Here is a 24,165-nt window from a genome sequence, read left to right as displayed (position 1 = left end):
GAAGAGATGTGGCTCGCCCTTGCGGCTTATACTGCATACGTCATCAACGCCGGGCAATTCCTGTGGAAGCTGCGTGTCGCCCGTCTTCAAGCCAGCGCTTCACCCATTGCAGATGAGGCCACGGCATGACCGAACGGTTCACTCCTCCGCCTTCACGTGGTTGCTCCAGTACGCCTGTTCTTAAGGAACGCGGCCAGCACGAGGTCTTTTGCGGTCTGACGGGGATCATCTGGCTGCACCGCAAGATGCAGGACGCGTTCTTCCTTGTCGTAGGCAGCCGCACCTGTGCCCATCTGCTGCAATCTGCGGCGGGCGTCATGATTTTTGCCGAACCCCGCTTTGCCACGGCGATCCTTGAAGAGACCGATCTTGCTGGCATGGCTGACGCACAGCAGGAACTTGACCGTGTGGTCAGTGAGTTGCTGGAGCGTCGCCCGGACATCAAGCAGTTGTTCCTCGTTGGGTCCTGCCCGTCCGAAGTGATCAAGCTTGATCTTGCCAAAGCGGCAGAACGCATGAGTGCACAATTCGCGCCCAATGTCCGCGTGCTGAGCTATTCCGGGTCCGGCATTGAAACGACGTTTACCCAAGGCGAAGACGCTTGTCTTGCCGCGATGGTTCCGGTTCTGCCGCAGACAGATGCGCGCGAACTGCTTCTGGTCGGTGCTCTTCCCGATGTTGTCGAAGAGCAGGCGGTTGGCCTTCTCGAAGCGATGGGGGTCGGCCCGATCCGTATTCTACCCGCCTCGCGGGTGAATGATGAATATGGCATCGGTCCCAACACGCTTTACGCGCTGACGCAGCCTTTCCTGACTGAAACCCACGAAGCCTTGCAGCGCCGCGGCGCCAATCACATTGCCGCGCCCTTCCCCTTTGGCGAAGAGGGGACAACCCAATGGCTGCGGGCGATTGCAGATCAGTTTGGCGTGTCGGATGCCAAGTTTGCCGAAGTCACCGACGCACCGCGCGCACGGGCAACCAAGGCCGTCGCGCAGGCGTCTGAAGCGCTCAGAGGCAAGTCAGTGTTCTTTTTCCCCGACAGTCAGCTGGAAATCCCGCTGGCCCGGTTCCTGACCCGCGAATGCGGAATGGAAGCTGTGGAAGTGGGTGCGCCCTTTATCCACCGTTCTGTCATGACACCGGACATCGAACTGTTGTCCGAAGGTCCGGTCATCGCCGAAGGCCAGGACGTCGACAAACAGCTTGATCGCTGCCGTGCTGCACAGCCTGATCTGACCGTTTGCGGCCTCGGCCTTGCCAATCCGCTCGAAGCAGAGGGTCTCACCACCAAGTGGGCCATCGAACTGGTGTTCACGCCAGTGCATTTCTACGAACAGGCGGGTGACCTTGCCGGTCTTTTCTCGCGACCTGTGCGCCGCCGCACCCTTCTGAAGATGGAGGCAGCGGAATGAAGCTGACTGTCTGGACATACGAGGGGCCGCCGCATGTGGGCGCGATGCGCGTCGCTACCGCCATGAAGGGCATGCATTACGTTCTGCACGCCCCGCAAGGCGACACCTATGCGGATCTTCTGTTCACCATGATCGAACGGCGTAACCATCGCCCGCCTGTCACATACACGACGTTCCAAGCGCGCGATCTGGGTGCGGATACGGCATACCTCTTCAAGGACGCCGCGATGGCCGCTTATGAGCGGTTCAAGCCCGAAGCGATGATCGTCGGCGCATCCTGTACCGCCGAACTGATCCAGGACGATCCCGGCGGTCTTGCTGAAACTCTTGGCCTTCCGATTCCCGCAATTCCGCTGGAACTGCCCAGCTATCAGCGCAAGGAAAACTTTGGCGCGGATGAGACCTTCTTTCAGATCGTGCGCCACTTGGCCAAGCCGGTCCAAAAGACAGCGCGGATTACCGCGAACCTGATTGGTCCGACCGCGTTGGGCTTCCGCCATCGTGACGATATTACGGAAGTGACGGCGTTGCTGTCAGACATGGGCATTGGCGTGAATGTCGTTGCGCCATTTGATGCACGTCCTTCGGATATCGCCAATCTGGGTGCCGCGCATTTCAACGTTCTGATGTATCCCGAAACTGCTGAGACAGCCGCACGCTGGATGGAGCGGGAGCTGGATCTTCCTTACACCAAGGTCGTGCCGATTGGCGTTGGTGCCACGCGCGCTTTCGTTTCGGAAATCGCGTCGATCACCGGACGCAATGTCATTCTCGACGAAAGCCGTCTGCGGATGCCGTGGTATTCGGCCAGCGTTGACAGCACCTATCTGACTGGCAAGCGCGTGTTCCTCTTTGGCGACGGAACACATGTCGCCGCCTGCGCCCGCATCGCCCGCGACGAGATGGGGTTCGAGGTGGTGGGCATGGGCTGCTACAACCGCGAACAGGCCCGGATGCTGCGTGGCGTCGCAAAAGAGTTTGGTCTCGAAGCGCTGATCACCGACGACTACCTCGAAGTCGAACGCCGGATCGAAGAACTTGCGCCCGAGTTGATCCTCGGCACCCAGATGGAGCGGCATATCGGCAAGCGTCTGGGCATTCCCTGTGCTGTCATTTCCGCCCCGGTCCACGTTCAGGATTTCCCGGCGCGCTACAGCCCGCAGATGGGGATCGAAGGCGCAAACGTGATCTTCGATACGTGGGTGCATCCGCTGGTCATGGGTCTGGAAGAGCACCTTCTGACCATGTTCCGCGAGGATTTCGAATTTCACGATGACGCAGGTGCCAGCCATCACGGTCACAAGGCCAAGCCGCGCGAGGTTGAGATCAGTGAACATGTAGAAACAGAGACTGATACTGCCCAATCCGCGCCGGTGAACAGGGGCACGTTCGAGATCGTCTGGCTTCCGGCCGCGGAAAAGGAACTGAAGAAAATCCCGTTCTTCGTGCGGGGCAAAGCCAAGCGCAACACCGAGACCTTCGCATCTGAACGCGGTGTTCAGGAAATCAGCGTCGACACGCTATACGAGGCGAAGGCCCATTATGCGCGATAGTTTCTCCGAAGCCCGGGCGTATAACATCGCCATCATCACGCTGGACAGCCACTCGGCTGGTCCGGTGGCGCGGGCATCGGTCAACTTGGCGCGGGACTTTCCCGGTCTCAACGTTTCGGTCCACGCGGCGGCCGAATGGGCGGAAACGCCCGAAGCCTTGACTGAAACCAAGGCAGCGATTGCCAGCGCTGATATGGTCGTCGCGAACCTTCTGTTCCTCGAAGAACACATCAAGCCAATCCTTGATGACCTGCACGCCGTTCGGGATAAGGTTGACGGCATGGTTGGCGTCATTGCCGATGCCGAGATCATCAAGCTGACCAAGCTGGGCAAGCTCGACATGAGCAAACCCGCATCCGGTCTGATGAAGATCCTCAAGTCCCTCAAACCCAAATCGACGGAGTCAGAGGTCGAGAAGGGTGAAAAGCGGATGCAACAGCTGCGCCGCCTGCCCAAGATGCTCAAGCTGATCCCCGGCAAGGCACAGGATCTGCGGTCGTGGTTCCTTGTCATGCAATATTGGCTTGGCGGGTCCGACGACAACATCGAAGCGATGGTGCGCTACCTCTTGGGCAAATATGCCAAGGGTCGGAGCGAGTGGTTGGGCGCAGCGGCTGAAGCGCCTATCGAATACCCGGATGTGGCTCTGTATCACCCCGATCTGCCTCATCGGATCACAACCGAGCTGTCCGATCTGCCGCGCCCAGCCGAGGTGAAGGCAACCGTCGGTCTGCTGATGATGCGGTCTTACGTGCTGGCGAATGACACGGCGCACTACGATGCGGTCATCCGTGCGTTTGAGGCCAAAGGCATGGCCGTGGTTCCGGCATTTGCCGGTGGCCTGGACGGTCGTCCGGCGATTGCTGAATTCTTCCGTTCAGATAATCGCACCACAATCGACGCGATGGTGTCGCTGACCGGGTTCAGTCTTGTTGGTGGCCCGGCCTACAATGACAGCAATGCTGCGGTCGCGGTTCTCAAGGATCTCGACATACCCTACATCGCGGCGCACCCGCTTGAATTCCAGACTTTGGGCCAGTGGGCGAATGGTGAGCAGGGTCTGGGGCCGATTGAGACAACCATGCTCATCGCTCTGCCCGAGCTTGATGGCGCGACCTGCCCGACCGTGTTTGGTGGTCGTCACGGACCCGAAGGATGCAACGGATGCCATTACCGGTGCCCGAGTGATACGGCAAGCAAGGCCATGGCCCCCTGCCGCGAGCGGATCGACAGCCTGGCCGAGAAAACCCTTCGGCAGGCCACGCTGCGGCGCAAGCAGAACGCTGACAAGAATGTTGGCATCGTGCTTTTTGGTTTTCCGCCCAATGCCGGCGCGGTTGGGACTGCGGCTTACCTGAACGTCTTCGAATCCCTGTTCAACACGCTGCATGCGATGAAGGCCGATGGCTACGACCTCGATCCGCCTGAAACCGTTTCCGCGCTGCGTGCCGCTGTTCTTGAGGGTAATGCGAAGCAATACGGCCAGGAGGCAAATGTCGCCGCTCATGTGAGCGCCGATGACATTGTGCGCAACACGCCCCCGCTCAAGGCCATCGAAGCGGTCTGGGGTCCGGCCCCCGGCAAGATCCAGTCAGACGGACGCGGCGTGTTCGTTCTGGGCGCGCAGTTCGGCAAGGTCTTTGTCGGTGTGCAGCCAACCTTCGGCTACGAAGGCGATCCGATGCGCCTGTTGTTTGAACGTGGTTTCGCACCGACCCATGCCTTCGTCACCTTCTACCTTTGGATGCGCAACACGTTCTGCGCCGATGTGGTGCTGCATTTCGGAATGCATGGCGCACTGGAATTCATGCCGGGCAAACAAGCCGGGCTGGGCGCACGTGATTGGCCGGATCGGCTGATCGGCGAGATGCCCAATGTCTATCTCTATGCATCCAACAACCCGTCTGAAGCGTCCTTGGCCAAGCGTCGGTCTGGCGCTGTGACCGTCACGCATTTGACGCCTCCTCTGGCGCAATCCGGTCTCTACAAAGGACTGCAAGAGCTGAAGGACAGCCTGACACGCTGGCGCTCGCTTGATCCGGCAGACCATGAACGGGCCGAGTTGGAGACATTGATCGCGGAACAGGCCGCAGCGGTTGATATGGAGGGCGGCGCCCCAGATGCGCTGTGGCTAAAGCTGCTCGAGACCGAAGATGCGCTGATCCCCGATGGTCTGCATATTGTCGGAAAGACGTTCAGCGATGCTGCGCGGGCCGAATACCTCAAGCTGATCGAAACCGCAGACGAAGAAACCAAAGCCCGCGTTGATGCGCTGCTGCAGGAAGAAACCGAGCTTGCCGGTCTTCTGCGCGCCATGGCGGGTCGGTACACGCCGCCGGTTCCAGGTGGCGATCTGATCCGGTCTGCCGATGTTCTGCCCACAGGCCGGAACATTCACGCCTTTGATCCCTTCCGCATGCCGACCGAGTTCGCCTGCCGCGATGGTGCAAAGCAGGCAGAGCTTCTGCTGGCGACACACAAGTCGCTGCCACGCACAGTTGCGCTGGTGCTTTGGGGGTCGGACAACATCAAATCCGACGGCGCACCCTTGGCGCAGGCCTTGGCTCTGATCGGTGCCAAACCGCGCTTTGACAGCTTCGGCCGCCTTTCGGGTGCTGACCTGATCCCGCTGGAAGAGCTGGGTCGCCCGCGGATCGACGTTGTGATGACGCTCTCGGGTATTTTCCGCGATCTTCTGCCTTTGCAGACGCGCATGCTGGCTGAGGCCGCGAAGAAAGCGGCCGAAGCAGACGAGCCCTTAGAGCTGAACTACATCCGCGCACATGCGTGGGTTTATGCGCAGGAAAACGGTGTCGATCTCGAAACGGCGGCGCTTCGGGTTTTCTCGAACGCTGAAGGTGCCTACGGATCCAACGTGAACGCGCTGGTCGACAGCAGCGCGTTCGGCGACGAGGACGAACTGGCAGACGCTTATGAGGCACGTAAGTCGTTTGCGTATGGTGTGAATGGCAAGGCCGTCTCGAACGCGGCGCTCCTGCAAGAGACCCTGAAAACCGTCGATGTGGCCTACCAGAACCTCGAATCCGTGGAACTGGGTGTCACAACCGTCGATCACTACTTCGACACGCTGGGCGGCATCTCCCGTGCGGTGAAACGCGCGCGCGGCGGGCAGGAAGCGGCCATCTACATCTCTGACACCACGCGCGGCAACGGCAAGATCCGCACACTGCAAGATCAGGTCGCTCTGGAAACCCGCGCGCGGAGCCTGAACCCCAAGTGGTTCGAAGGCATGCTCAAGCACGGTGCCGAAGGCGTGCGCCAGATCGAAGCGCAAGTGACCAACACGATGGGCTGGTCCGCCACCACCGGCAAGGTCGAGCCTTGGGTCTATCAGCGGCTCAGCGAAACGTTTGTTCTCGATGCCGAGATGCGCGCGCGCCTGGCCGATCTCAATCCGACCGCATCGAGCCGCATGGCGAACCGCCTGCTCGAAGCCCACGACCGCAATTACTGGCACCCCGACGCCGAAACTCTGGCCGCGTTGCAAGACGCTGCCGACGCTCTGGAAGATCGCCTTGAGGGGATCGCCGCAGAATGAGCGCCAACACGTATAACCGGAGGCCCAAATGAGCCCACTTGACGCAAAAAGCCCGCCCGCTGCCCGAGCCGCCCTGCGCGAAGCCGCAGGTCTGGAAGCGCGCGGCTTGTCCGCGCCGCCCGTCCTCAAGGGACAAGACGGCGAAGGATCGGTGCAGGTGCATCAGGACAATTCGATGAAGATCGAAGGGGCCAAAGTGTTCGCCGTGTACGGAAAGGGCGGCATTGGCAAATCGACCACGTCCTCGAACCTGTCGGCCGCGTTTTCCAAACTGGGCAAGCGGGTTCTTCAGATCGGATGCGACCCGAAGCATGACAGCACGTTTACCCTGACCGGCAAACTTCAGCCCACCGTGATCGATATCCTCAAAGAGGTCGATTTCCATGCCGAGGAACTTCGCCCCGAGGATTTCGTCGCAGACGGTTTTAACGGGGTAAAATGCATCGAAGCGGGTGGTCCGCCTGCTGGTACTGGTTGTGGTGGCTATGTTGTTGGTCAGACCGTCAAACTGCTCAAGCAGCATCACTTGCTGGAAGACACTGACGTGGTGCTGTTCGACGTGTTGGGTGACGTGGTCTGCGGAGGTTTTGCCGCCCCGTTGCAACACGCGGATCGCGCGGTGATCGTGACGGCCAATGATTTCGACAGCATTTATGCGATGAACCGGATCATTGCAGCGGTTCAGGCCAAGTCGGCAAACTACAAAGTGCGTCTGGCGGGCTGCGTTGCCAACCGGTCCAAGGACACTGACGAGGTGGATCGCTACTGTAACGAAGTCGGGTTCAAGCGCATCGCGCACATGCCCGATTACGATGCCATCCGCCGGTCGCGCCTCAAGAAGAAGACCCTTTTCGAGATGCCGGACGAGGAAGACATCGTCATGGCCCGCAAGGAATACATCCGTCTGGCGGAAACCCTGTTCAACGGAACCGAGGCGATGGCCCCGAAGCCGTTGGAAGACCGCGAAATCTTTGAGCTTCTGGGATTCGATTGATGAGCTACGACGCCACACGCGATCGGGTCGAACACTATTTCGACCGTACGGCGACCAAGGTTTGGGAGCGTCTGACGTCTGACGCGCCGGTCAGCCGTATTCGCGAAACGGTCCGTAAAGGCCGGGACCAGATGCGTGACAAGCTGTTGTCGGCGCTGCCATCCGACGTGAACGGCCTCCGCGTACTGGATGCGGGCTGCGGTGCCGGTCAGATGACGCAAGAGCTTGCCATGCGCGGGGCCGATGTGATGGCGGTGGATATCTCTCCGTCGCTGGTCAAGATCGCAAAGGATCGGTTGCCCGAACATTTGCAGTCGCGCGTGACATTTGCCAGCGGCGACATGCTGTCGGCGGATCACGGCACTTTCGACCACGTAATCGCAATGGACAGCCTGATCTATTACACGGGAGCAGACATCCGCGCGGCCCTGGCCAAGCTTGGCGAACGAACACGCGGATCGGTCGCATTCACCGTCGCGCCGCGCACCCCGCTCTTGATGACCATGTGGTATGCTGGCAAGGTTTTCCCAAAGTCCGACCGGTCTCCGACGATGATCCCGCATGGGCCACAGCGCCTGTCGAAAACAGTCTCTGACATTGGGCAATTGACCGATCTGGGACGTGTCAACTCCGGCTTTTACATCAGTCAGGCTTTGGAGTTCCGCCCATGATCGTAAGCCGCTCTCAGGTGAAATCCTTGGGCATGAGGATGCTGCCGTTTTCGGACGCGGCATCCGACGATCTGCCTTTGGGTCAACTGTTGCGGCTTGCTTTGTTCCAGGTGTCGGTTGGCATGGCAGGTGTCATGCTGCTGGGCACGCTGAACCGTGTCATGATCGTAGAGCTTTCGGTTCCTGCGACGCTGGTTGCGATCATGGTCGCGCTGCCGGTGCTTATCGCGCCCTTCCGGGCGCTCCTCGGTTTCAAGTCGGACAATTACCGCTCGGCCATTGGCTGGAAGCGCATTCCCTACCTCTGGTTCGGCACGCTGTGGCAGTTCGGCGGTCTGGCGGTCATGCCCGCGTGCCTTCTGGTTCTTGGCGGAGATGTCACTCACGACGTGCCATTCGCGGGCGAAGTGCTCGCGGCGCTGGCCTTCATCATGACCGGCCTTGGCATGCACATGACACAGACGGCTGGTTTGGCCCTCGCCGCAGACCGCGCGACGGATGAGACGCGTCCGCGCGTCGTGTCGCTGCTCTATGTCATGTATCTGATCGGTATGGGCGTTTCTGCCATCGTGATCGGCTGGCTGCTGCGGGACTTCTCGGGTGTGCTGCTGATCAGCGTGGTTCAGGGCTGTGCGGTCATGACCTTGGTGCTCAATGTGATTGCGCTTTGGAAGCAAGAGCGCGTGCGTCCGATGACCAAGGAAGACCGCGAAGCCCCGCAGCCGTCTTTCAAGGATGCTTGGGCCGATCTGACGGCGGGTGGCACCGCAGGACGCCTACTTGCGGTCGTTTTTCTGGGCACGATGGCGTTCAACATGCAGGATGTGCTGCTTGAGCCCTATGGCGGCGAAATCCTTGGCTTGAGCGTGTCGTCCACCACTCTGCTGACGGCGACCTGGGCGCTGGGCGCGTTGATCGGGTTCGCCCTCGCGGCGCGTGTTCTGTCCAATGGCGGCAACACGTTCCGCATGGCTTCGGTCGGATTGCTGGCTGGTGTTGCGGCCTTCTGCACGGTGATCTTTGCCGCGCCGATGAATTCGACTGTTTTGTTTTTCCTTGGTGCAGGTCTGATCGGGTTCGGTGGCGGCTACTTTGCCATCTCGACCCTGACCGCCGCCATGATGCTGCCCGTTGACGGGCTTGCCGGACGCGGCCTTGCCCTTGGCGCTTGGGGCGCCGCGCAGGCGACGGCAGCGGGTTTGTCCACCCTGATCGGCGGTGCCACCCGTGATGGCATCAACATGGTCGCGATGTCCGGAAGTCTGGGCGAAGCGCTGGCCACTCCGACGACCGGATACTCCGTCGTTTACCACATCGAAATCGGACTTCTGTTTGCGACGCTCATCGTTTTGGGCCGGCTTGTCAGCCAGAACAGAAGCATCCTCCCCCTCAACCAGAAACCGACAGGGCTGGGCCTTGCCGATTTCCCAACCTGACCAAGGCCCATCAAGGAGAACTGAAGATGACCGAAGACTATATCCTTGGAAACCTCGACCTCGCGAGCATTTCGCTCTGGTTGTTTTTCATTTTCTTTGTTGGACTCGTGATCTGGATTCAGCGCGAAAACCAGCGGGAAGGCTATCCGCTTCTGGACGAAGACGGCAGCCAGGCTGATGCGGGCAGCGTGTTCCCGAACCCTGCGGACAAAACATTCCTTCTGCCGCATGGCCGGGGCGAGTACACGGTTCCATCGGGCCAGACACCCGAGCGTACGGATATCGACGCAAAACTGACCCGCCAGTTCGACAGCGGCGGTTTCCCCTTCGATCCGGTGGGCAATCCTCTGGCGGATGGTGTTGGTCCGGGCAGCTGGGCGCCGCGTCGGGACGAGCCGGAACTGGATGGCCATGGTCATCCGAAGATCATCCCGATGTCGGGCAGCGAACATTTCCGCGTGTCCGCTGGTCGCGATCCGCGCGGTCTTCCGGTTGTGGCCGGTGACGGGGCCATCGTCGGCAAGATCACCGACATGTGGGTCGATGAACCGGAACAGATGGTGCGTTACCTCGAGATGGAACTCGACGCCGAATACGGCGGTGGGTCGCGCCTTGTGCCGATCACCTTTACCCGCATCTGGGGCAACCGTGTGAAGATCCGGTCGATCTTTGGCGAACATTTCGCCGGTGTGCCGCAGCTCGCATCACCGACACAGATCACCAAGCTCGAGGAAGAAAAAGTCAGTGCCTACTACGGCGGTGGCACGCTCTACGCCAGCAAGGAACGCCAAGAGCCGCAGATCTGATCAAGACTAAGGACCAACAGCCGCAGCCACGGCTTTCGGAAAGGGAACCCATCATGTCGCACGACGATTTCCAGGTTGAACCGGTCAAAGGTCTTCCAGAGACACCTCCCGAGGGGGAGGTGATCCTCTGGCAAGGCAAACCGGATTGGTGGGCGCTTTCCAAGGAGTCGCTGAACGTTCTGTGGGTCGCGGGATACTTTGTCTTCCTTGCGTCGTGGCGGTTCGTGGCTGTGGTCGATCTCATGCCTTTGGGGCAGGCGATCTGGGCATCGGTGCCGTTCCTGATCCTTGGCGCAATCGTGTGTGTGCTGCTGATTGGGATTGCGTGGACGCAGGCGCATTACACCGTCTACACGGTGACCAATCGCCGGGTCGCCATGCGGATTGGCGCGGCGCTGACGGTCACCTTGAACCTGCCTTTCAAACAGATCGGTGCAGCCAATCTGGACCTGCGCAAGTCAGGTACAGGTACCATCGCGTTCGATCTTCTGGGGGATACACGGATCAGCTATCTTGTGTGCTGGCCGCATGTCCGCCCGTGGCGTATTTCGCCGACACAGCCTGCGCTTCGGTGCATCCCCGACGCCGAAACCATTGCCGCAATGATTGCCGAAGCCGCGCAAGCGCGCGTGTCGATGCCCGAGGTGGAGCGCACACGCCGTGCCGCACCTTCGGCTGTCGCGGCTGAATAGGGAGCGCCGGACATGCAAACGCAAACCGTCGACAAAGCCCGTATCCACGCCACCGAACGCGAACTCGTGCCGCGTCTGTTCGTGCGCGCGATGTTCGGCATGGTCATGCTCTGCCTCGTCATGGTCAGCGCCTATCGTTGGCTGGATGGCCCGGTTCAATACACAGCGCCGGACTCACCCGTCGTGATCGAGAAAACGCTGTTCCTCGAAGGTGCCATGAGCGGTGCCGCAAAAGTTTTTGCCGAGGATGGCACAGTGATTGCCGAGTACGCGCCAGAAGAAGGCGGGTTTATTTCCGGCATGTGGCGCGTCCTGCAACGGGAGCGCACCAAGGCACGTGTCGATCTGAACGGTCCGGTGATGGTTCGGGCACGTGAGAATAACCGTCTTGAGATCTTTGATCCCAGCACGGGATGGGGGGCTGACCTGATGGGGTTCGGCGCCGACAACTCAGCAGCCTTCGCCAGGCTTCTGAAATAACCGAAAGGGAATCGGAAAATGGGTCTGTTGACAAAAGAGATTGAACGGGCGCCGTGCACAGTGGAAATCAGCCACTGTTTTGAAAGCCTGCACGCGCATGTGCGATTCAACAACGGCGCCGTGATTTACCCCGGCGACGAGGTAAGGGTTCAGGGGCCCGAGATCATGGCCCCCTTCGGCGAGGTTGTTTCCGAGGATCGGGAAGCGATCATCGTCCGCGCGTCAAAGCTCGAACAGCTTTGGACTCGCCTGACCGGGGATTTTGAAGTGATGGAGCTTTGCGAATTCTCCTTCTCTGAAGAGGTGACGCTATGAACGCCTATACTGGAAAACACACCGCTGATGCGACGTCCGTCGAAGAAGGCCTGGCCATCCAAGAAGAGCAGGCAAAGTATGACGACGATTTCGCAACCGAAACCGCGATGGCGAACACGCTGCTCACGCCGCGCTTCTACACCACCGATTTCGATGAGCTGGACGCGATCAATGTCGATGGCATTCGCGCGGAATGGGACGAATTGATTGCCCAGATGGAAGCAGACCCGAACAAGGGCCACTTCAAGAAGAACGAAGACTGGGATCACGTCGACTGGGAAAACATGGAGCCGCAGCTGAAGAAGGAGTTCATCGACTTCCTGATCTCAAGCTGTACCGCCGAATTCTCGGGCTGCGTCCTCTACAAGGAAATGAAGCGGCGCGGCAACAACAAGGACATCACGCAGCTGTTCCAGCTGATGGCGCGGGATGAGGCTCGGCATGCCGGATTCATCAATGACGCGCTGCGTGAAGCGGGCCTGCGGGTGAACCTTGGCTTCCTGACGCAGTCGAAGAAATACACCTATTTCCGGCCCAAGTTCATCTACTACGCCACCTACCTGTCGGAAAAGATCGGCTATGCCCGGTACATCACGATCTTTCGGCACCTTGAGGCGAACCCGGAGCACCGTTTCCACCCGATCTTCAAGTGGTTCGAAGAGTGGTGCAATGACGAGTTCAGCCATGGTGAGGCGTTCGCGCTTCTGATGAAGACCGACCCCAAGTTGACCAGCGGCGTGAATGTCTACTGGATCAAGTTCTTCCTGACGGCGGTCTATGCCACGATGTACGTCCGCGATCACCAGCGACCCGCTTTCCACAAGGCGTTGGGGGTGGACCCGGATTGGTATGCGCATGAGGTCTTCACCAAGACATCCGAGCTGACCAAGCAGATCTTCCCGATCACGCTGGATATCGACCATCCGCGTTGGCAACCAACATTGGAACGTCTGCAACGCGCGAACGTGCAGATCGCCGCGGGCAAGAAGCAAGGCGGTCTGGGTGGCAAGCTCAAGGAACTGGCAGGGTCGGTCAAGGCAGCATCATGCTTTGCGTCTCTCTACTTCATTCCGGTGAAGAAACATAAGGTACCTGCCGTAACGCGACTGGTGCCGTCCTACTGATTTGGTTTCGCCGCCTTCGGGCGGCGACCATGTGGGGGGCCAGCCCCCCACACCCCCCGACATATTTGAAAAAAGAAGAAGGACAAAAACGCGTGTTGACTGACCCTTGGATCGCCGCCCTTCTGGCGCTTTTTCTCTGGTGGTTTTCCACCGGGGTGATCCTGATGGTCGTTAAATACGCCGACCGTCGCGGGTTGCGGTTCGGTCAGGTCCTGACATGGCTCGCGTTGCCGATCTTCTTTGTCGGGGTCTACGGAATCGGAATGACGGCGCATCTCGACAGCCATGCCGCGTCCTATCACGCGTTCCTTGCGGCTCTTGCACTTTGGGGATGGATCGAGCTGGCATTTCTGACAGGAACGATCACCGGTCCGAACCGACTGATTTGCCGTGACGACGTGCCTGAATGGGAACGGTTCATCCGGGCCTGGGGCACGATTGCCTATCACGAGATGCTGCTGGCGGGCACACTGATTGTGTTGTGGCTGTTCACTCAGGACGCTGTAAACAGCTTTGGGTTCTGGACCTTCGCGGTTCTGTTCTTTGCCCGAGTGTCGGCCAAACTGAACCTGTTTCTGGGTGTTCCCAAGATCAACACTGAATTCCTGCCCCGACCGCTGGCGCATCTTCCCAGCCATTTCAGGCACGCGAAGATGAACTGGCTATTCCCGATTTCGGTCAGTGCGCTGAGCTTTGCCGTCGCCTGCTGGCTTGAGCGGATTTATTCCGCACAGTCCACCGCCGACACGATTGGATTTGCCCTTCTGGCTGCCCTGACCGCGCTCGCCTTGCTCGAGCATTGGTTCATGGTTCTGCCGCTGCCCGACGAGAAACTCTGGCGTTGGTTGATTCCCGCGCCCAAACCACAACAACAAGACAAGACGATACGAACGGAGGACGCCCATGGACTTTGACAGCCTGTTCAACGCCCAGCTTGATACCCTGAAAAAAGAGGGAAACTACCGCATATTTGCTGAGCTGGAGCGCAAATGCGGCGCGTTCCCGAGGGCAAAGTCGCATGACGACGATTGCCCGGATGAAGTGACGGTCTGGTGCTCGAACGACTATCTCGGCATGGGTCAGCATCCCGATGTGATCAAATCGATGCAGGATGCGGTTGGTCAGAACGGTTGCGGGGCAGGTGGCACCCGCAACATTTCGGGCACAAACCATCAGCACAAGCTGCTCGAGACCGAACTGGCCGATCTGCATGGCAAAGAATCCGCGCTGCTCTTTACCTCGGGTTATGTGTCCAACTGGGCGGCACTTTCGACCCTCGGGTCGCGCCTGCCCGACGCCGTGATCCTGTCCGACGAACTGAACCACGCGTCGATGATCGAAGGCATCCGCCACGCGCGGTGCAACAAGGTGATCTGGAAGCACAATGATCCCGAAGATCTGGACCGCAAGCTGGCGGCCCTGCCGTCGAACGCGACCAAGATCGTTGCTTTCGAGTCGGTCTATTCGATGGACGGCGACATCTGCCCGATGGAGGAGATCGTCGAAGTGGCTGAAAAGCACGGCGCGATGACTTATCTCGACGAAGTGCACGCGGTTGGCATGTACGGCCCGCGAGGCGGCGGCGTGTCCGAACGCGAGGGTCTTGCGGACCGAATCACGCTCATCGAAGGAACGCTTGGCAAGGCCTTTGGCGTCATGGGCGGCTATATCACCGGATCTGAGGCGATGTGCGACTTCATCCGTTCCTTCTCGTCCGGGTTCATTTTCACAACCGCGCTGCCACCGGCAGTGGCGGCTGCCGCGCGCACGTCGATTCAGCATCTCAAGAAAAGCGACACAGAGCGCAAGCAGCAGAAAATACAGGTTGCCAAGCTCCGCAAGCGGCTGGATGACATGGGTATCCCGCATCTGCAGAACCCCAGTCACATCATCCCGGTGATGATCAAGGATCCGGTCAAGTGCCGCATGCTCGCAGACATCCTGATGCAGGATTATGGAATCTACGTGCAGCCGATCAACTATCCGACTGTTCCCAAAGGGACCGAGCGCCTGCGTTTCACGCCCGGCCCGCTACATTCGGACGCAGATATCGAACATCTGGTTCAGGCGCTGGCAACTCTTTGGAAACAGTGCGCTATTTCGCATCAGGTTGCTTGACTTAACCTAAGCGCAAGTTACCTGATTGGGGAACCAAACGGGATTGCTATTGGTTAACAATGCAAGAAAGCGTTAGTTTGCGCCGAACACGAGAGAGGAGTTCACCCATGAAGTTGATGATCGCAACTGCAGCCATCGTGCTTGCAGGCTCAGGCGCAGCATTTGCACAGGATGCTGCTGCTGGTGAAAAGGAATTCAACAAGTGCAAATCCTGCCACATGATCGTGGCGGATGATGGTACGGAGATCGTGAAGGGCGGCCGCACTGGTCCGAACCTGTACAACATCATCGGCCGCAAGGCGGGAACCGTGGCAGATTTCCGCTATGGCGACAGCATCGTTGCAGCTGGTGAAGCCGGTCTGGTCTGGAACGAAGAGACATTCGTTGCTTATGTTCAGGACCCCAAGGGCTACCTTGCTGAATTTCTTGGCGACAGCGGCGCGCGGTCAAAAATGTCCTTCCGTCTGCGCAGTGGCATGGAAGACGTTTACGCCTATCTCGTAACCGTCAGCCCGGATGCCGATACTGTGCATGAAGGCACAGGTTCCGGCTCTTAAACGAGCGACAATTGTTTCTGACCGGGGCGCGCTGCCACAGCGCGCCCTTTTCTTTTGCGCCCTTGACCTCGCAGAGTTGACCGATCTGTGCGGCTGGCGCAAAACACGGCCAACAAAGAACAGGGGCAGTTCCATGAAGATTGCGATGATCGGGACCGGGTATGTTGGTCTGGTGTCTGGGGTATGTTTTTCCGATTTCGGTCATGAAGTCGTCTGCGTCGACAAGGACCAGCGCAAGATCGACATGCTCGAAAATGGCAAAGTGCCGATTTACGAGCCGGGTCTCGATGCGCTGATGGCAAAGAACGTCGATGCGGGACGTCTGTCGTTCACGCTTGATCTGAAGACGGCGATCGACGGGGCTGACGCGGTGTTCATTGCGGTCGGGACACCCACGCGGCGCGGCGACGGGCACGCCGATCTGACATATGTTATGGCTGCGGCCGAAGAGATCGCCAAAGCCGCCAAGGATTACGTGGTGATTGTCACCAAGTCGACCGTTCCGGTGGGCACGAACCGCGAAGTACGCGAGGTTGTTGCCGCCGCCAATCCCGACCTGGATTTCGACGTGGCATCGAATCCGGAATTCCTGCGCGAAGGCGCGGCCATCGACGATTTCATGAAACCGGATCGCGTTGTGGTGGGTGTCGAGACGGATCGCGCCGCAGGGGTGATGTCGGAGATCTATCGACCGCTTTACCTGCGGGATTTTCCGATTGTCACGACCGATCTCGAATCCGCCGAGATGATCAAATACGCGGCCAACGCTTTTCTCGCGACCAAGATCACCTTCATCAACGAGATCGCGGCCCTTTGCGAAAAGGTCGGTGCAGATGTGAAACAGGTGTCCAAAGGCATGGGCATGGACAACCGCATCGGCAACAAGTTCCTGCACGCAGGTCCCGGGTATGGCGGATCGTGCTTCCCCAAAGACACCAAGGCCCTGGCCCGGATTGGTCAGGAACACGCGAGCCCGATGCACATCACCGAAGCGGTGATCGCGGTGAACGAAGATATCAAGCGCCGGATGATCGAAAAGCTGCAGGACCTGTGCGACGGCACGTTCAACGGCAAGACAGTGGCGGTGCTGGGGGTGACGTTCAAACCCAACACGGACGATATGCGCGATGCGCCGTCGCTGACCATCGTGCCGGCGCTTGTGGGGGGCGGGGCCAAGGTCCGCGTCTGCGATCCGCAGGGCCAACACGAGGGCGAGGCGCTCTTGCCGGGTGTGCAATGGCTGGACGATCCATATGCAGCGGCCAAGGATGCCGATCTCATCGTTCTGTTGACCGAATGGAACGAATTCCGCGCCCTCGATCTTGGCCGGATCGCGCAGAATATGGCGCGCCCGGCGATGGCGGACCTACGCAATATCTACAATGCGACCGTTACGCGGGAGGCGGGATTCGTTGCGTATGATTCCGTGGGACGGATCGGCTTCTCCTGATTTCCAAGAGCCAGAGATGATTCCCGCATCAGATCTCGCGACTGGGTGAGACTGGACGGAATTGTGGCGGAATTAAAGCGGGTACATCAGACAAACTCTGAGCGAAACTGATCATTGTTCTCGTTTTTGGAGCGCTTTGGGGCAAATAAGGCAAAGTGCTTTGCGGGTCGCCACATTTCTGCCATGAACAGACCTGTCGGGCGGGGGCTCGAACTCAGGTGTGTCCACGCGTCAGGTCTCTGATAGTGTCCACTCTCTCATTTTGCTCACGGACTGCGCGTTGCGCGGGAACATGGCGCGGAGTGGATGCACCTACACGGCAGAGGAGCTTTGGACCCGAACACAGGTCATGGGACGCGCGGTTGCGCGGGTGGCAGCTACAACCATTCGACGAGGTGAAGCGCCGTGTGCCATGATCATGTGACGAAAACGGTCCGAAGCTCCTGCTGACTGTGCGTCGATTTCAGCCAGCCGTATCTTTCCCCAAGATCATCCGCAGAATGTCCTTTGCATTGTCCGACGCCCAATCGGCATCGCCGCGCATCCGGGCGACTTCTTGTCCGTCCGGGTTCAGAATGACGGTGATCGGCAGCCCGAGAACACCCATTTCCCGCGCCAAAGCGGATTTCGGATCGCGGTATAGCGGGAGGTTGTCGACACCGATTTCGTCGAAAAACGCCTTCATCGCGGGAGGTGGGTTGCGACCGGTTGCGATGGTGACAACGTCGAAATCCTCACCGCCAAATTCGGTCTGCAATTCGGACAACATGGGCATTTCCTTGCGGCAGGGCGCACACCATGTGGCCCAGAAGTTCAGCAAGACCCATTTGCCCTGGTATGATTCCAGTGATGCGGGTTCGCCGTCGAAGGTGGTGAACTCTGCCGTCCCTGCAGGTTGCGTGTCGCTGTGGAAGGTCAGCTTTTTCATATCCCCTTCGCGCATCGCCTCGGCTTTGGCCAGATCGGCCAGCGCCGGGTTTGCAAGCGTCACGAGGCCCGTATAGAGGAGGACGGCAAGAATTTTCTTCATTTTCCCTCCGAAGGGGTAAGACCATGTCTGACAAATCCTCGAACCAAATGTGGGGCGGCCGTTTCGCCGCCGGACCCGATGCCATCATGGAGGCGATCAATGCCTCGATCGGGTTCGACAAACGTATGGCCGCTCAGGACATTGCCGGTTCAAGGGCCCACGCCGCGATGCTCGCCGCGCAAGGCATTGTGACATCTAGCGATGCAGAGGCGATGCGGGAAGGCTTGCTCACCGTATTGTCAGAGATTGAAACAGGAAAGTTCGCGTTTTCGACCGCGTTGGAAGACATCCATATGAATGTCGAGGCGCGGTTGAAAGAGGTGATCGGAGAACCGGCAGGGCGCTTGCACACAGGTCGATCGCGCAACGATCAGGTGGCGACCGATTTCCGCCTTTGGGTCCGGGATCAGCTGGATGCGGCTTCGTCAGGCCTTACGGCCCTCATCATGGCTCTTCTGGTACAGGCCGAGGTGGGCGCGGATTGGGTGATGCCGGGGTTCACGCATCTGCAAACCGCGCAACCCGTCACATGGGGTCATCACATGATGGCTTATGTCGAAATGTTTGCGCGCGATCTTTCCCGAGTTCAGGACGCACGTAAACGAATGAACGAATCCCCCTTGGGCGCGGCGGCGCTGGCTGGCACCTCCTTCCCGATTGATCGCGAGATGACAGCACAGGCGCTGGGCTTTGATCGCCCGATGGCCAACAGCCTTGATGCGGTGAGCGATCGGGACTTTGCTCTCGAATTTCTGAGCGTCGCCAGCATCAGCGCAATGCACCTGAGCCGATTTGCCGAAGAGCTGGTGATCTGGTCCTCCGCACAGTTCCGCTTTGTCACCCTGTCCGACCGGTTCTCGACCGGCTCGTCCATCATGCCGCAGAAGAAGAACCCCGATGCGGCCGAGCTGATCCGCGCCAAGATCGGGCGCATTTTCGGTGCGAATGTTGCGCTGATGATGGTGATGAAGGGTCTGCCGCTCGCCTACTCCAAGGACATGCAGGAAGACAAGGAACAGGTCTTTGACGCCGCCGATAACTGGATGCTGGCGCTTGCTGCGATGGAAGGCATGGTCAAGGACATGACTGCCAACCGCGCCAATCTTGAAGCCGCAGCCTCTGCTGGGTTTTCGACGGCGACAGATCTTGCTGACTGGCTTGTCCGAACACTCGACCTACCTTTCCGGGACGCGCATCACGTCACGGGATCCTTGGTGGCGATGGCGGAGAAAAAGGGATGCGATTTGCCGGATCTGAGCCTTGAGGACATGCAGTCGGTGCACGCGGCGATTACGGCCGATGTGTTCGAGGTGCTGGGTGTTCACAATTCTGTCGCCAGCCGCACCAGCTATGGCGGTACCGCACCCGCCCGCGTGAGAGAGCAGGTTGCGCGTTGGAAAGAGGTGCTTGGATGAGACCCATCACATTGATCTTGGGTTTGACCCTGTTGGCCGCCTGTGGAGCGGATGGTCCACCGATCACACCCTCGATCAACACGACAGTCTCGGTCGGAAGCGAAGGCCTCCGCACATCCACGGGCGTGTCCGTTCGGTCGGGCCCGGTAACCGTGGGAGCGAACTTCTGATGACGCCAATGCGCTGGATTTACCTCGCACTTGCGATTTGGGGGGCCATCCATCCGATGTATTATTTCGTGTCGTGGTTTCAGGAAAACGGCTGGAATCTCGGCGCAATGATCGATGCGTGGTACGTCAATGACGCGACCACAGGTTTGACTTGGGACCTCACGATTGCTGCAGTCTCACTGACCATCTGGATTATTGCCGAAGTTTTCGTGCGACGGAATTGGGTCGCGCTGATTGCCATCCCGGCCACCTATTGCATCGGTGTCAGCTGCGGATTGCCGCTTTATCTGTTTTTGCGGTCCAAGCCGATCACCTGACGGCGATCACAGGTATCTGCGAACCCAATGAAACCGCCCATGGCCGCGTCTTCATTGCGTATTTTCAAAGAGAAGAAGCAAGGGGTGGCGCAAATCCTTGGGCTGCGCTACTGCAGCGCGGTCTGGTCTGGAGGCAGGTGTGGATCATTTTCTGTATCGTGACGGCGAGCTTTACGCCGAGGATGTGCCGGTTGCGGATATCGCAGCGGCAGTGGGAACGCCGTTTTATCTTTATTCGACGGCCACGCTGCAACGCCATTACCAGCTGTTCGATGACGCCCTGAGCGGTATGGAGCACATGGTGTGCTACGCGATGAAGGCCGCATCCAATCAGGCCATTCTGAAGACGCTGGCCGATCTTGGTGCGGGCATGGACGTTGTGTCCGGTGGCGAATACGCCCGGGCCAAGGCGGCTGGGGTTCCGGGCGACCGTATCGTGTTTTCCGGTGTGGGCAAGACGCGCGCAGAAATCCGTGCCGCGCTGGAAGGCGGGATTCGGCAATTCAACGTTGAAAGCGAACCCGAGCTTCTGGTGATTTCCGAGATTGCGGCAAGTCTGGGCAAGACTGCGCCGATCACCATTCGGGTGAATCCCGATGTCGACGCCAAGACACACGCCAAGATTTCGACCGGAAAGTCTGAAAACAAATTCGGCATCCCGATTTCCAAGGCGCGCGCGGTTTATGCCGAAGCAGCCGCTTTGCCCGGGATCGACGTGATTGGCATCGACGTGCATATCGGGTCGCAACTGACCGATCTTGAGCCTTACGAGCTGGCCTACCGCAAAGTCGCCGAACTCACCGAACAGCTGCGCGCGGACGGTCACAATATCCGGCGGCTCGATCTTGGCGGTGGGCTTGGTATTCCCTACACGCGCTCAAACGAAGCGCCGCCGCTGCCATCGGATTACGGAGCGTTGATCAAGCGCACAGTTGGCTATCTGGGATGTGAGATCGAGATCGAACCGGGCCGCCTGATCGCTGGGAATGCAGGAATCCTTGTCAGCCGGGTCATTTACGTGAAGCAGGGCGAGGGGCGGCAGTTCCTGATCCTTGACGGGGCGATGAACGATCTGATCCGTCCCGCCATGTATGACGCGCATCACGACATTGTTCCTGTCGTCGAACCTGAGGCCGGGGTCGAGCAGCAGGCCTACGATATCGTGGGTCCCGTTTGTGAAACCGGGGATACCTTTGCCAAGAATCGCATGATGCCGCCTTTGCAGGCAGGGGACCTCGTGGCGTTCAGATCGGCTGGTGCATATGGCGCCGTGATGGCCAGTGAATACAACACACGGCCGCTTGTGCCTGAAGTTTTGGCAAAGGGTGATCAATTCGCTGTCATTCGTCAGCGTCCCGACTTTGACGAAATCATAAACCGAGATACCATTCCCCCATGGCTGTGAGGCATTCACCCGCGGTCAATGAACCGGGAGATCGGAATGACCGCACGGGATGACCTGCCCTCGGAGATCAACGCTGTCCTGAGATGGCCGCTGTTCCTGACCCGTTTGGGCATGGGAGCAGAGGTGATCGTCCGCGCATTCTGGCCCCTGTGGTCAGTGATTTTTGCGCTTTTGGCATTCCTGATGCTGGGTCTACAGGACTATTTGCCTGTCGAGGCGGTGTGGTCTGTTTTGGCAGCATCCGGTTTGGCGTGTGTTTGGGCATTGGTGCGTGGCTTTCGCAAGATCGCGTGGCCATCCGAGGCTGCGGCTTTGGCAAGGTTGGATTCGACGCTTCCCGGCAATCCCATTCTGGCTGCAATGGACAGTCAGGCGATTGGTGCTAACGATCCGGCATCGCTGGCCGTGTGGAACGCGCATCAGGCGCGCATGGCAGCCCGGTTGAAAGACGCCAAAGCGGCGGAGCTCGATCTACGTGTGTCGAAGGCCGATCCCTTTGCGTTGCGCTATGTCGCGGTACTCGCGTTCTTGGTCGCTGCGGTTTTCGGCTCCGTGCTCAAGGTACAGACGGTCTCTGCCATGGGGCCGAGCGGCTCTGATCTGGCCTCCGGTCCGACCTGGGAAGGCTGGCTCGAACCGCCGCGCTACACGGGTCTTCCCTCGATCTATCTAAACGACATCCGAGACGCGCGGCTTGAGACGCCGGAAGGCAGCCGCGTCACCTTGCGGTTCTATGGCGAAGTCGGCGTATTGAGTGTTTCGGAAACCGTCTCGAACCGGACAGCGCCCACCGCAACACCCGAACAGATCGTCGAGGCATCGACCAGCACAGCACAGGAATTCACCGTCACGCAATCCGGCCGGCTCGAGATCGAAGGACCCGGAGGTCGGTTTTGGGAAATCGTCGCGACGCCGGACCGCGCCCCAGAGGTCATGCGCGACGGAGAGATTGATGTCAGCTACGACGGCGAAGCGCAGATCCCGTTTACCGCCAAGGATGACTATGCCGTCGCCACAGGTGTCGTGCGCATCGAATTGGCCCTGAATGACGTGGATCGCCGGTATGGCTTGAGGATTGATCCCGAACCGCGCGCCGTGATCGAACTGCCTTTGCCCATGCCGATTGCTGGCGACAGGTCCGACTTTACCGAAACGCTGGTCGACAATTTCTCGCAACATCCGTGGGCCAATCTTCCCGTCACGCTGAGCATGACCGTCACCGATGAGGCGGATCAGATCGGCGAAGCCGCGCCCGAAGTGATCACCCTGCCGGGCCGCAGGTTCTTTGATCCGATGGCCGCGGCGATCATTGACCTGCGCCGCTCGCTGCTGTGGAACCGGGACAATGCTGGGGATGTCGCGATGTTGATGCGGGCCGTGTCGCACCGTCCTGACGATGTGTTCCGGTCCAGTACGGATTTCCTGAGGCTTCGGACGATCATGCGTCGGGTCGAGGCCTTGTCGCAGGTCACCATGACCGACGATCAGCAGGCCGAGATTACGCAAGCGATGTGGGATTTGGCGATCCGGCTTGAGGAGGGTGATCTGGAAGACGCTCTGGAGCGGCTGCAGCGCGCACAGGATCGGCTGTCTGAAGCGATGCGAAACGGGGCATCCGATCAGGAAATCGCCGAACTCATGCAGGAATTGCGCGAAGCCACAGACGATTATCTGCGGCAATTGTCACGTCAGGCGCAGCAGGATCGGGAAAACAACCCCGATCAGGAAATGACCCAGAACCAGAACATGATGGAGATGAGTCAGAACGACCTGCAGGCAATGATGGACCGCATCCAGGAGCTGATGGAGCAGGGCCGTATGGCCGAAGCGCAGGAAGCGCTCGAACAGTTGCGCCAGATGATGGAGAACATGCAGGTCACGCAAGGTCAGGGCCAGCAGGGCCAGTCTCCGGGCGAGCAGGCAATGGAAGGTCTTGCCGAGACGCTGCGTGAACAGCAGGGGCTATCGGATCAGGCGTTCCGTGATCTTCAGGAACAGTTCAACCCCGGTCAGCAAGGCCAACAGGGTCAGCAGCCGGGCCAACAGCCCGGTCAGCAGGGTCAGGGTCAACAGCAAGGACAAGGCCAGGGGCAGGGTCAGGGCCAAAACGGCGAGGGGCAAAGCCTCCAAGAGAGCCTTGCAGACCGTCAGCGTGCCCTGCGACAGGAACTGAATCGCCAGTCGCAAAACCTGCCCGGAGCGGGTACCGAAGCGGGCGATGCCGCACGAGAAGCGCTGGGCCGCGCCGAGGGTGCGATGGAAGGCGCCGAGGAAGCGCTCCGCGAGAACGACCTTGCCGGTGCGATCGACAACCAGTCCGAAGCCATGGAAGCGTTGCGCGAAGGCATGCGCAACCTTGGTGAGGCGATGGCGCAGCAGCAACAACAGGGGCAGGGCCAGCAAGGCATGGCCGACGGCACCGACCCCGGTCAGCAACGTGATCCGCTGGGTCGGAATGTCGGCTCGAACGGCCAGATCGGGTCGAACGAGAACCTGCTTCAGGGTGAGGATGTCTATCGCCGGGCGCGCGAATTGCTTGATGAAATCCGCCGCCGGTCCGGCGAAGGCGAACGCCCAGAGGAAGAGCTGGAATATCTTGAACGCTTGTTGGATCGGTTCTGATGCGGCGCGTTTGGGTCAACGCAAACGTATGATGCGTCG

Annotated in this window: 22 protein-coding genes; 21 read left to right on the top strand and 1 reads right to left on the bottom strand. The window is 59.4% G+C overall.

Annotation, left to right across the window (positions count from 1 at the left end):
• The 16 genes from JJ869_RS04585 to JJ869_RS04510 form a co-directional block, all read left to right on the top strand.
• Positions 1-129, top strand: a 129-nt coding sequence (locus JJ869_RS04585; protein WP_292264897.1) for a 2-vinyl bacteriochlorophyllide hydratase, incomplete at its 5' end; no start/stop codon positions are given.
• On the top strand, positions 126-1,412 hold the full coding sequence (locus tag JJ869_RS04580) for a ferredoxin:protochlorophyllide reductase (ATP-dependent) subunit N (RefSeq protein WP_292264892.1): 1,287 nt from the start codon (positions 126-128) through the stop codon (positions 1,410-1,412). The genes JJ869_RS04585 and JJ869_RS04580, both read left to right, overlap by 4 nt.
• The gene (gene bchB / locus JJ869_RS04575; protein WP_292264891.1) at positions 1,409-2,965 is read left to right on the top strand and encodes a ferredoxin:protochlorophyllide reductase (ATP-dependent) subunit B; all 1,557 of its coding nucleotides are present in this window, start codon (positions 1,409-1,411) and stop codon (positions 2,963-2,965) included. The genes JJ869_RS04580 and bchB overlap by 4 nt, the downstream gene beginning before the upstream one ends.
• Complete coding sequence (locus JJ869_RS04570) at positions 2,955-6,524, top strand: magnesium chelatase subunit H (RefSeq protein WP_292264890.1); 3,570 nt, start codon at positions 2,955-2,957, stop codon at positions 6,522-6,524. Before bchB ends, JJ869_RS04570 begins: the two co-directional genes overlap by 11 nt.
• Before the next feature lie 175 nt (positions 6,525-6,699).
• Positions 6,700-7,518 (top strand): ferredoxin:protochlorophyllide reductase (ATP-dependent) iron-sulfur ATP-binding protein, encoded by an 819-nt coding sequence (gene bchL / locus JJ869_RS04565; protein WP_292264896.1) that lies wholly within the window; start codon positions 6,700-6,702, stop codon positions 7,516-7,518.
• Positions 7,518-8,189, top strand: coding sequence for a magnesium protoporphyrin IX methyltransferase (bchM, locus tag JJ869_RS04560; RefSeq protein WP_292264888.1), 672 nt, complete (start codon positions 7,518-7,520; stop codon positions 8,187-8,189). Before bchL ends, bchM begins: the two co-directional genes overlap by 1 nt.
• Positions 8,186-9,625, top strand: a complete 1,440-nt coding sequence (locus JJ869_RS04555) for a PucC family protein (protein WP_292264887.1) — start codon at positions 8,186-8,188, stop codon at positions 9,623-9,625. The genes bchM and JJ869_RS04555 overlap by 4 nt, the downstream gene beginning before the upstream one ends.
• Positions 9,626-9,651: 26 nt before the next feature.
• Positions 9,652-10,431 carry a photosynthetic reaction center subunit H gene (puhA, locus tag JJ869_RS04550; RefSeq protein ID WP_292264886.1) on the top strand — a complete coding sequence of 260 codons (780 nt, stop codon included), beginning with the start codon at positions 9,652-9,654 and terminating at the stop codon, positions 10,429-10,431.
• 53 nt (positions 10,432-10,484) lie between these two features.
• Complete coding sequence (puhB, locus tag JJ869_RS04545; protein ID WP_292264884.1) at positions 10,485-11,123, top strand: photosynthetic complex putative assembly protein PuhB; 639 nt, start codon at positions 10,485-10,487, stop codon at positions 11,121-11,123.
• Positions 11,124-11,135: 12 nt separating this feature from the next.
• A complete protein-coding gene (puhC, locus tag JJ869_RS04540; RefSeq protein ID WP_292264882.1) occupies positions 11,136-11,603 on the top strand; it encodes a photosynthetic complex assembly protein PuhC in 468 nt (155 codons plus the stop codon).
• 18 nt (positions 11,604-11,621) lie between these two features.
• Positions 11,622-11,918 carry a hypothetical protein gene (locus JJ869_RS04535; protein ID WP_292264881.1) on the top strand — a complete coding sequence of 99 codons (297 nt, stop codon included), beginning with the start codon at positions 11,622-11,624 and terminating at the stop codon, positions 11,916-11,918.
• Positions 11,915-13,042, top strand: coding sequence for a magnesium-protoporphyrin IX monomethyl ester (oxidative) cyclase (gene acsF / locus JJ869_RS04530; protein WP_292264879.1), 1,128 nt, complete (start codon positions 11,915-11,917; stop codon positions 13,040-13,042). Before JJ869_RS04535 ends, acsF begins: the two co-directional genes overlap by 4 nt.
• 95 nt (positions 13,043-13,137) lie before the next feature.
• Positions 13,138-13,956 (top strand): putative photosynthetic complex assembly protein PuhE, encoded by an 819-nt coding sequence (gene puhE / locus JJ869_RS04525; RefSeq protein ID WP_292264894.1) that lies wholly within the window; start codon positions 13,138-13,140, stop codon positions 13,954-13,956.
• Entirely contained in the window at positions 13,946-15,160 is a 1,215-nt protein-coding gene (hemA, locus tag JJ869_RS04520) for a 5-aminolevulinate synthase (RefSeq protein ID WP_292264877.1), read from the top strand. The genes puhE and hemA overlap by 11 nt, the downstream gene beginning before the upstream one ends.
• 107 nt (positions 15,161-15,267) lie before the next feature.
• On the top strand, positions 15,268-15,717 hold the full coding sequence (locus JJ869_RS04515; RefSeq protein ID WP_292264875.1) for a cytochrome C: 450 nt from the start codon (positions 15,268-15,270) through the stop codon (positions 15,715-15,717).
• Between the two features lie 133 nt (positions 15,718-15,850).
• Positions 15,851-17,167, top strand: coding sequence for a UDP-glucose/GDP-mannose dehydrogenase family protein (locus tag JJ869_RS04510; protein WP_292264873.1), 1,317 nt, complete (start codon positions 15,851-15,853; stop codon positions 17,165-17,167).
• Between the two features lie 463 nt (positions 17,168-17,630).
• On the opposite strand, the gene JJ869_RS04505 is transcribed toward JJ869_RS04510, so the two are convergent.
• Positions 17,631-18,197, bottom strand: a complete 567-nt coding sequence (locus JJ869_RS04505) for a TlpA disulfide reductase family protein (RefSeq protein ID WP_292264871.1) — start codon at positions 18,195-18,197, stop codon at positions 17,631-17,633.
• A gap of 23 nt (positions 18,198-18,220) precedes the next feature.
• Between JJ869_RS04505 and argH the strand changes: the two genes are divergently transcribed.
• From argH to JJ869_RS04480, 5 genes are all read left to right on the top strand, one after another.
• Complete coding sequence (gene argH / locus JJ869_RS04500; RefSeq protein ID WP_292264869.1) at positions 18,221-19,612, top strand: argininosuccinate lyase; 1,392 nt, start codon at positions 18,221-18,223, stop codon at positions 19,610-19,612.
• Entirely contained in the window at positions 19,609-19,782 is a 174-nt protein-coding gene (locus JJ869_RS04495) for a hypothetical protein (RefSeq protein WP_292264868.1), read from the top strand. The genes argH and JJ869_RS04495 overlap by 4 nt, the downstream gene beginning before the upstream one ends.
• Positions 19,782-20,099, top strand: a complete 318-nt coding sequence (locus JJ869_RS04490) for a DUF2834 domain-containing protein (protein ID WP_292264866.1) — start codon at positions 19,782-19,784, stop codon at positions 20,097-20,099. The genes JJ869_RS04495 and JJ869_RS04490 overlap by 1 nt, the downstream gene beginning before the upstream one ends.
• Before the next feature lie 139 nt (positions 20,100-20,238).
• Positions 20,239-21,504: a diaminopimelate decarboxylase gene (lysA, locus tag JJ869_RS04485; protein ID WP_292264865.1), complete on the top strand. Its 1,266-nt coding sequence runs from the start codon at positions 20,239-20,241 to the stop codon at positions 21,502-21,504.
• Between the two features lie 36 nt (positions 21,505-21,540).
• Positions 21,541-24,126 (top strand): TIGR02302 family protein, encoded by a 2,586-nt coding sequence (locus tag JJ869_RS04480; RefSeq protein ID WP_292264863.1) that lies wholly within the window; start codon positions 21,541-21,543, stop codon positions 24,124-24,126.
• Positions 24,127-24,165 lie beyond the last annotated feature (39 nt).

Source organism: Marivita sp., from assembly GCF_017643905.1.
Classification (GTDB): Bacteria; Pseudomonadota; Alphaproteobacteria; order Rhodobacterales; family Rhodobacteraceae; genus Marivita.
Note: the sequence above shows the minus strand (reverse complement) of the source record. Positions and strands in the feature narration are given on the sequence as shown.

Excerpts from the sequence above, each read along its gene's own strand:
- JJ869_RS04580 (WP_292264892.1), top strand. The coding sequence starts at position 126 with ATGACCGAACGGTTCACTCCTCCGCCTTCACGTGGTTGCTCCAGTACG.
- bchB (WP_292264891.1), top strand. The coding sequence starts at position 1,409 with ATGAAGCTGACTGTCTGGACATACGAGGGGCCGCCGCATGTGGGCGCG.
- JJ869_RS04570 (WP_292264890.1), top strand. The coding sequence starts at position 2,955 with ATGCGCGATAGTTTCTCCGAAGCCCGGGCGTATAACATCGCCATCATC.
- bchL (WP_292264896.1), top strand. The coding sequence starts at position 6,700 with ATGAAGATCGAAGGGGCCAAAGTGTTCGCCGTGTACGGAAAGGGCGGC.
- bchM (WP_292264888.1), top strand. The coding sequence starts at position 7,518 with ATGAGCTACGACGCCACACGCGATCGGGTCGAACACTATTTCGACCGT.
- JJ869_RS04555 (WP_292264887.1), top strand. The coding sequence starts at position 8,186 with ATGATCGTAAGCCGCTCTCAGGTGAAATCCTTGGGCATGAGGATGCTG.
- puhA (WP_292264886.1), top strand. The coding sequence starts at position 9,652 with ATGACCGAAGACTATATCCTTGGAAACCTCGACCTCGCGAGCATTTCG.
- puhB (WP_292264884.1), top strand. The coding sequence starts at position 10,485 with ATGTCGCACGACGATTTCCAGGTTGAACCGGTCAAAGGTCTTCCAGAG.
- puhC (WP_292264882.1), top strand. The coding sequence starts at position 11,136 with ATGCAAACGCAAACCGTCGACAAAGCCCGTATCCACGCCACCGAACGC.
- JJ869_RS04535 (WP_292264881.1), top strand. The coding sequence starts at position 11,622 with ATGGGTCTGTTGACAAAAGAGATTGAACGGGCGCCGTGCACAGTGGAA.
- acsF (WP_292264879.1), top strand. The coding sequence starts at position 11,915 with ATGAACGCCTATACTGGAAAACACACCGCTGATGCGACGTCCGTCGAA.
- hemA (WP_292264877.1), top strand. The coding sequence starts at position 13,946 with ATGGACTTTGACAGCCTGTTCAACGCCCAGCTTGATACCCTGAAAAAA.
- JJ869_RS04515 (WP_292264875.1), top strand. The coding sequence starts at position 15,268 with ATGAAGTTGATGATCGCAACTGCAGCCATCGTGCTTGCAGGCTCAGGC.
- JJ869_RS04510 (WP_292264873.1), top strand. The coding sequence starts at position 15,851 with ATGAAGATTGCGATGATCGGGACCGGGTATGTTGGTCTGGTGTCTGGG.
- JJ869_RS04505 (WP_292264871.1), bottom strand. The coding sequence starts at position 18,197 with ATGAAGAAAATTCTTGCCGTCCTCCTCTATACGGGCCTCGTGACGCTT.
- argH (WP_292264869.1), top strand. The coding sequence starts at position 18,221 with ATGTCTGACAAATCCTCGAACCAAATGTGGGGCGGCCGTTTCGCCGCC.
- JJ869_RS04495 (WP_292264868.1), top strand. The coding sequence starts at position 19,609 with ATGAGACCCATCACATTGATCTTGGGTTTGACCCTGTTGGCCGCCTGT.
- JJ869_RS04490 (WP_292264866.1), top strand. The coding sequence starts at position 19,782 with ATGACGCCAATGCGCTGGATTTACCTCGCACTTGCGATTTGGGGGGCC.
- JJ869_RS04480 (WP_292264863.1), top strand. The coding sequence starts at position 21,541 with ATGACCGCACGGGATGACCTGCCCTCGGAGATCAACGCTGTCCTGAGA.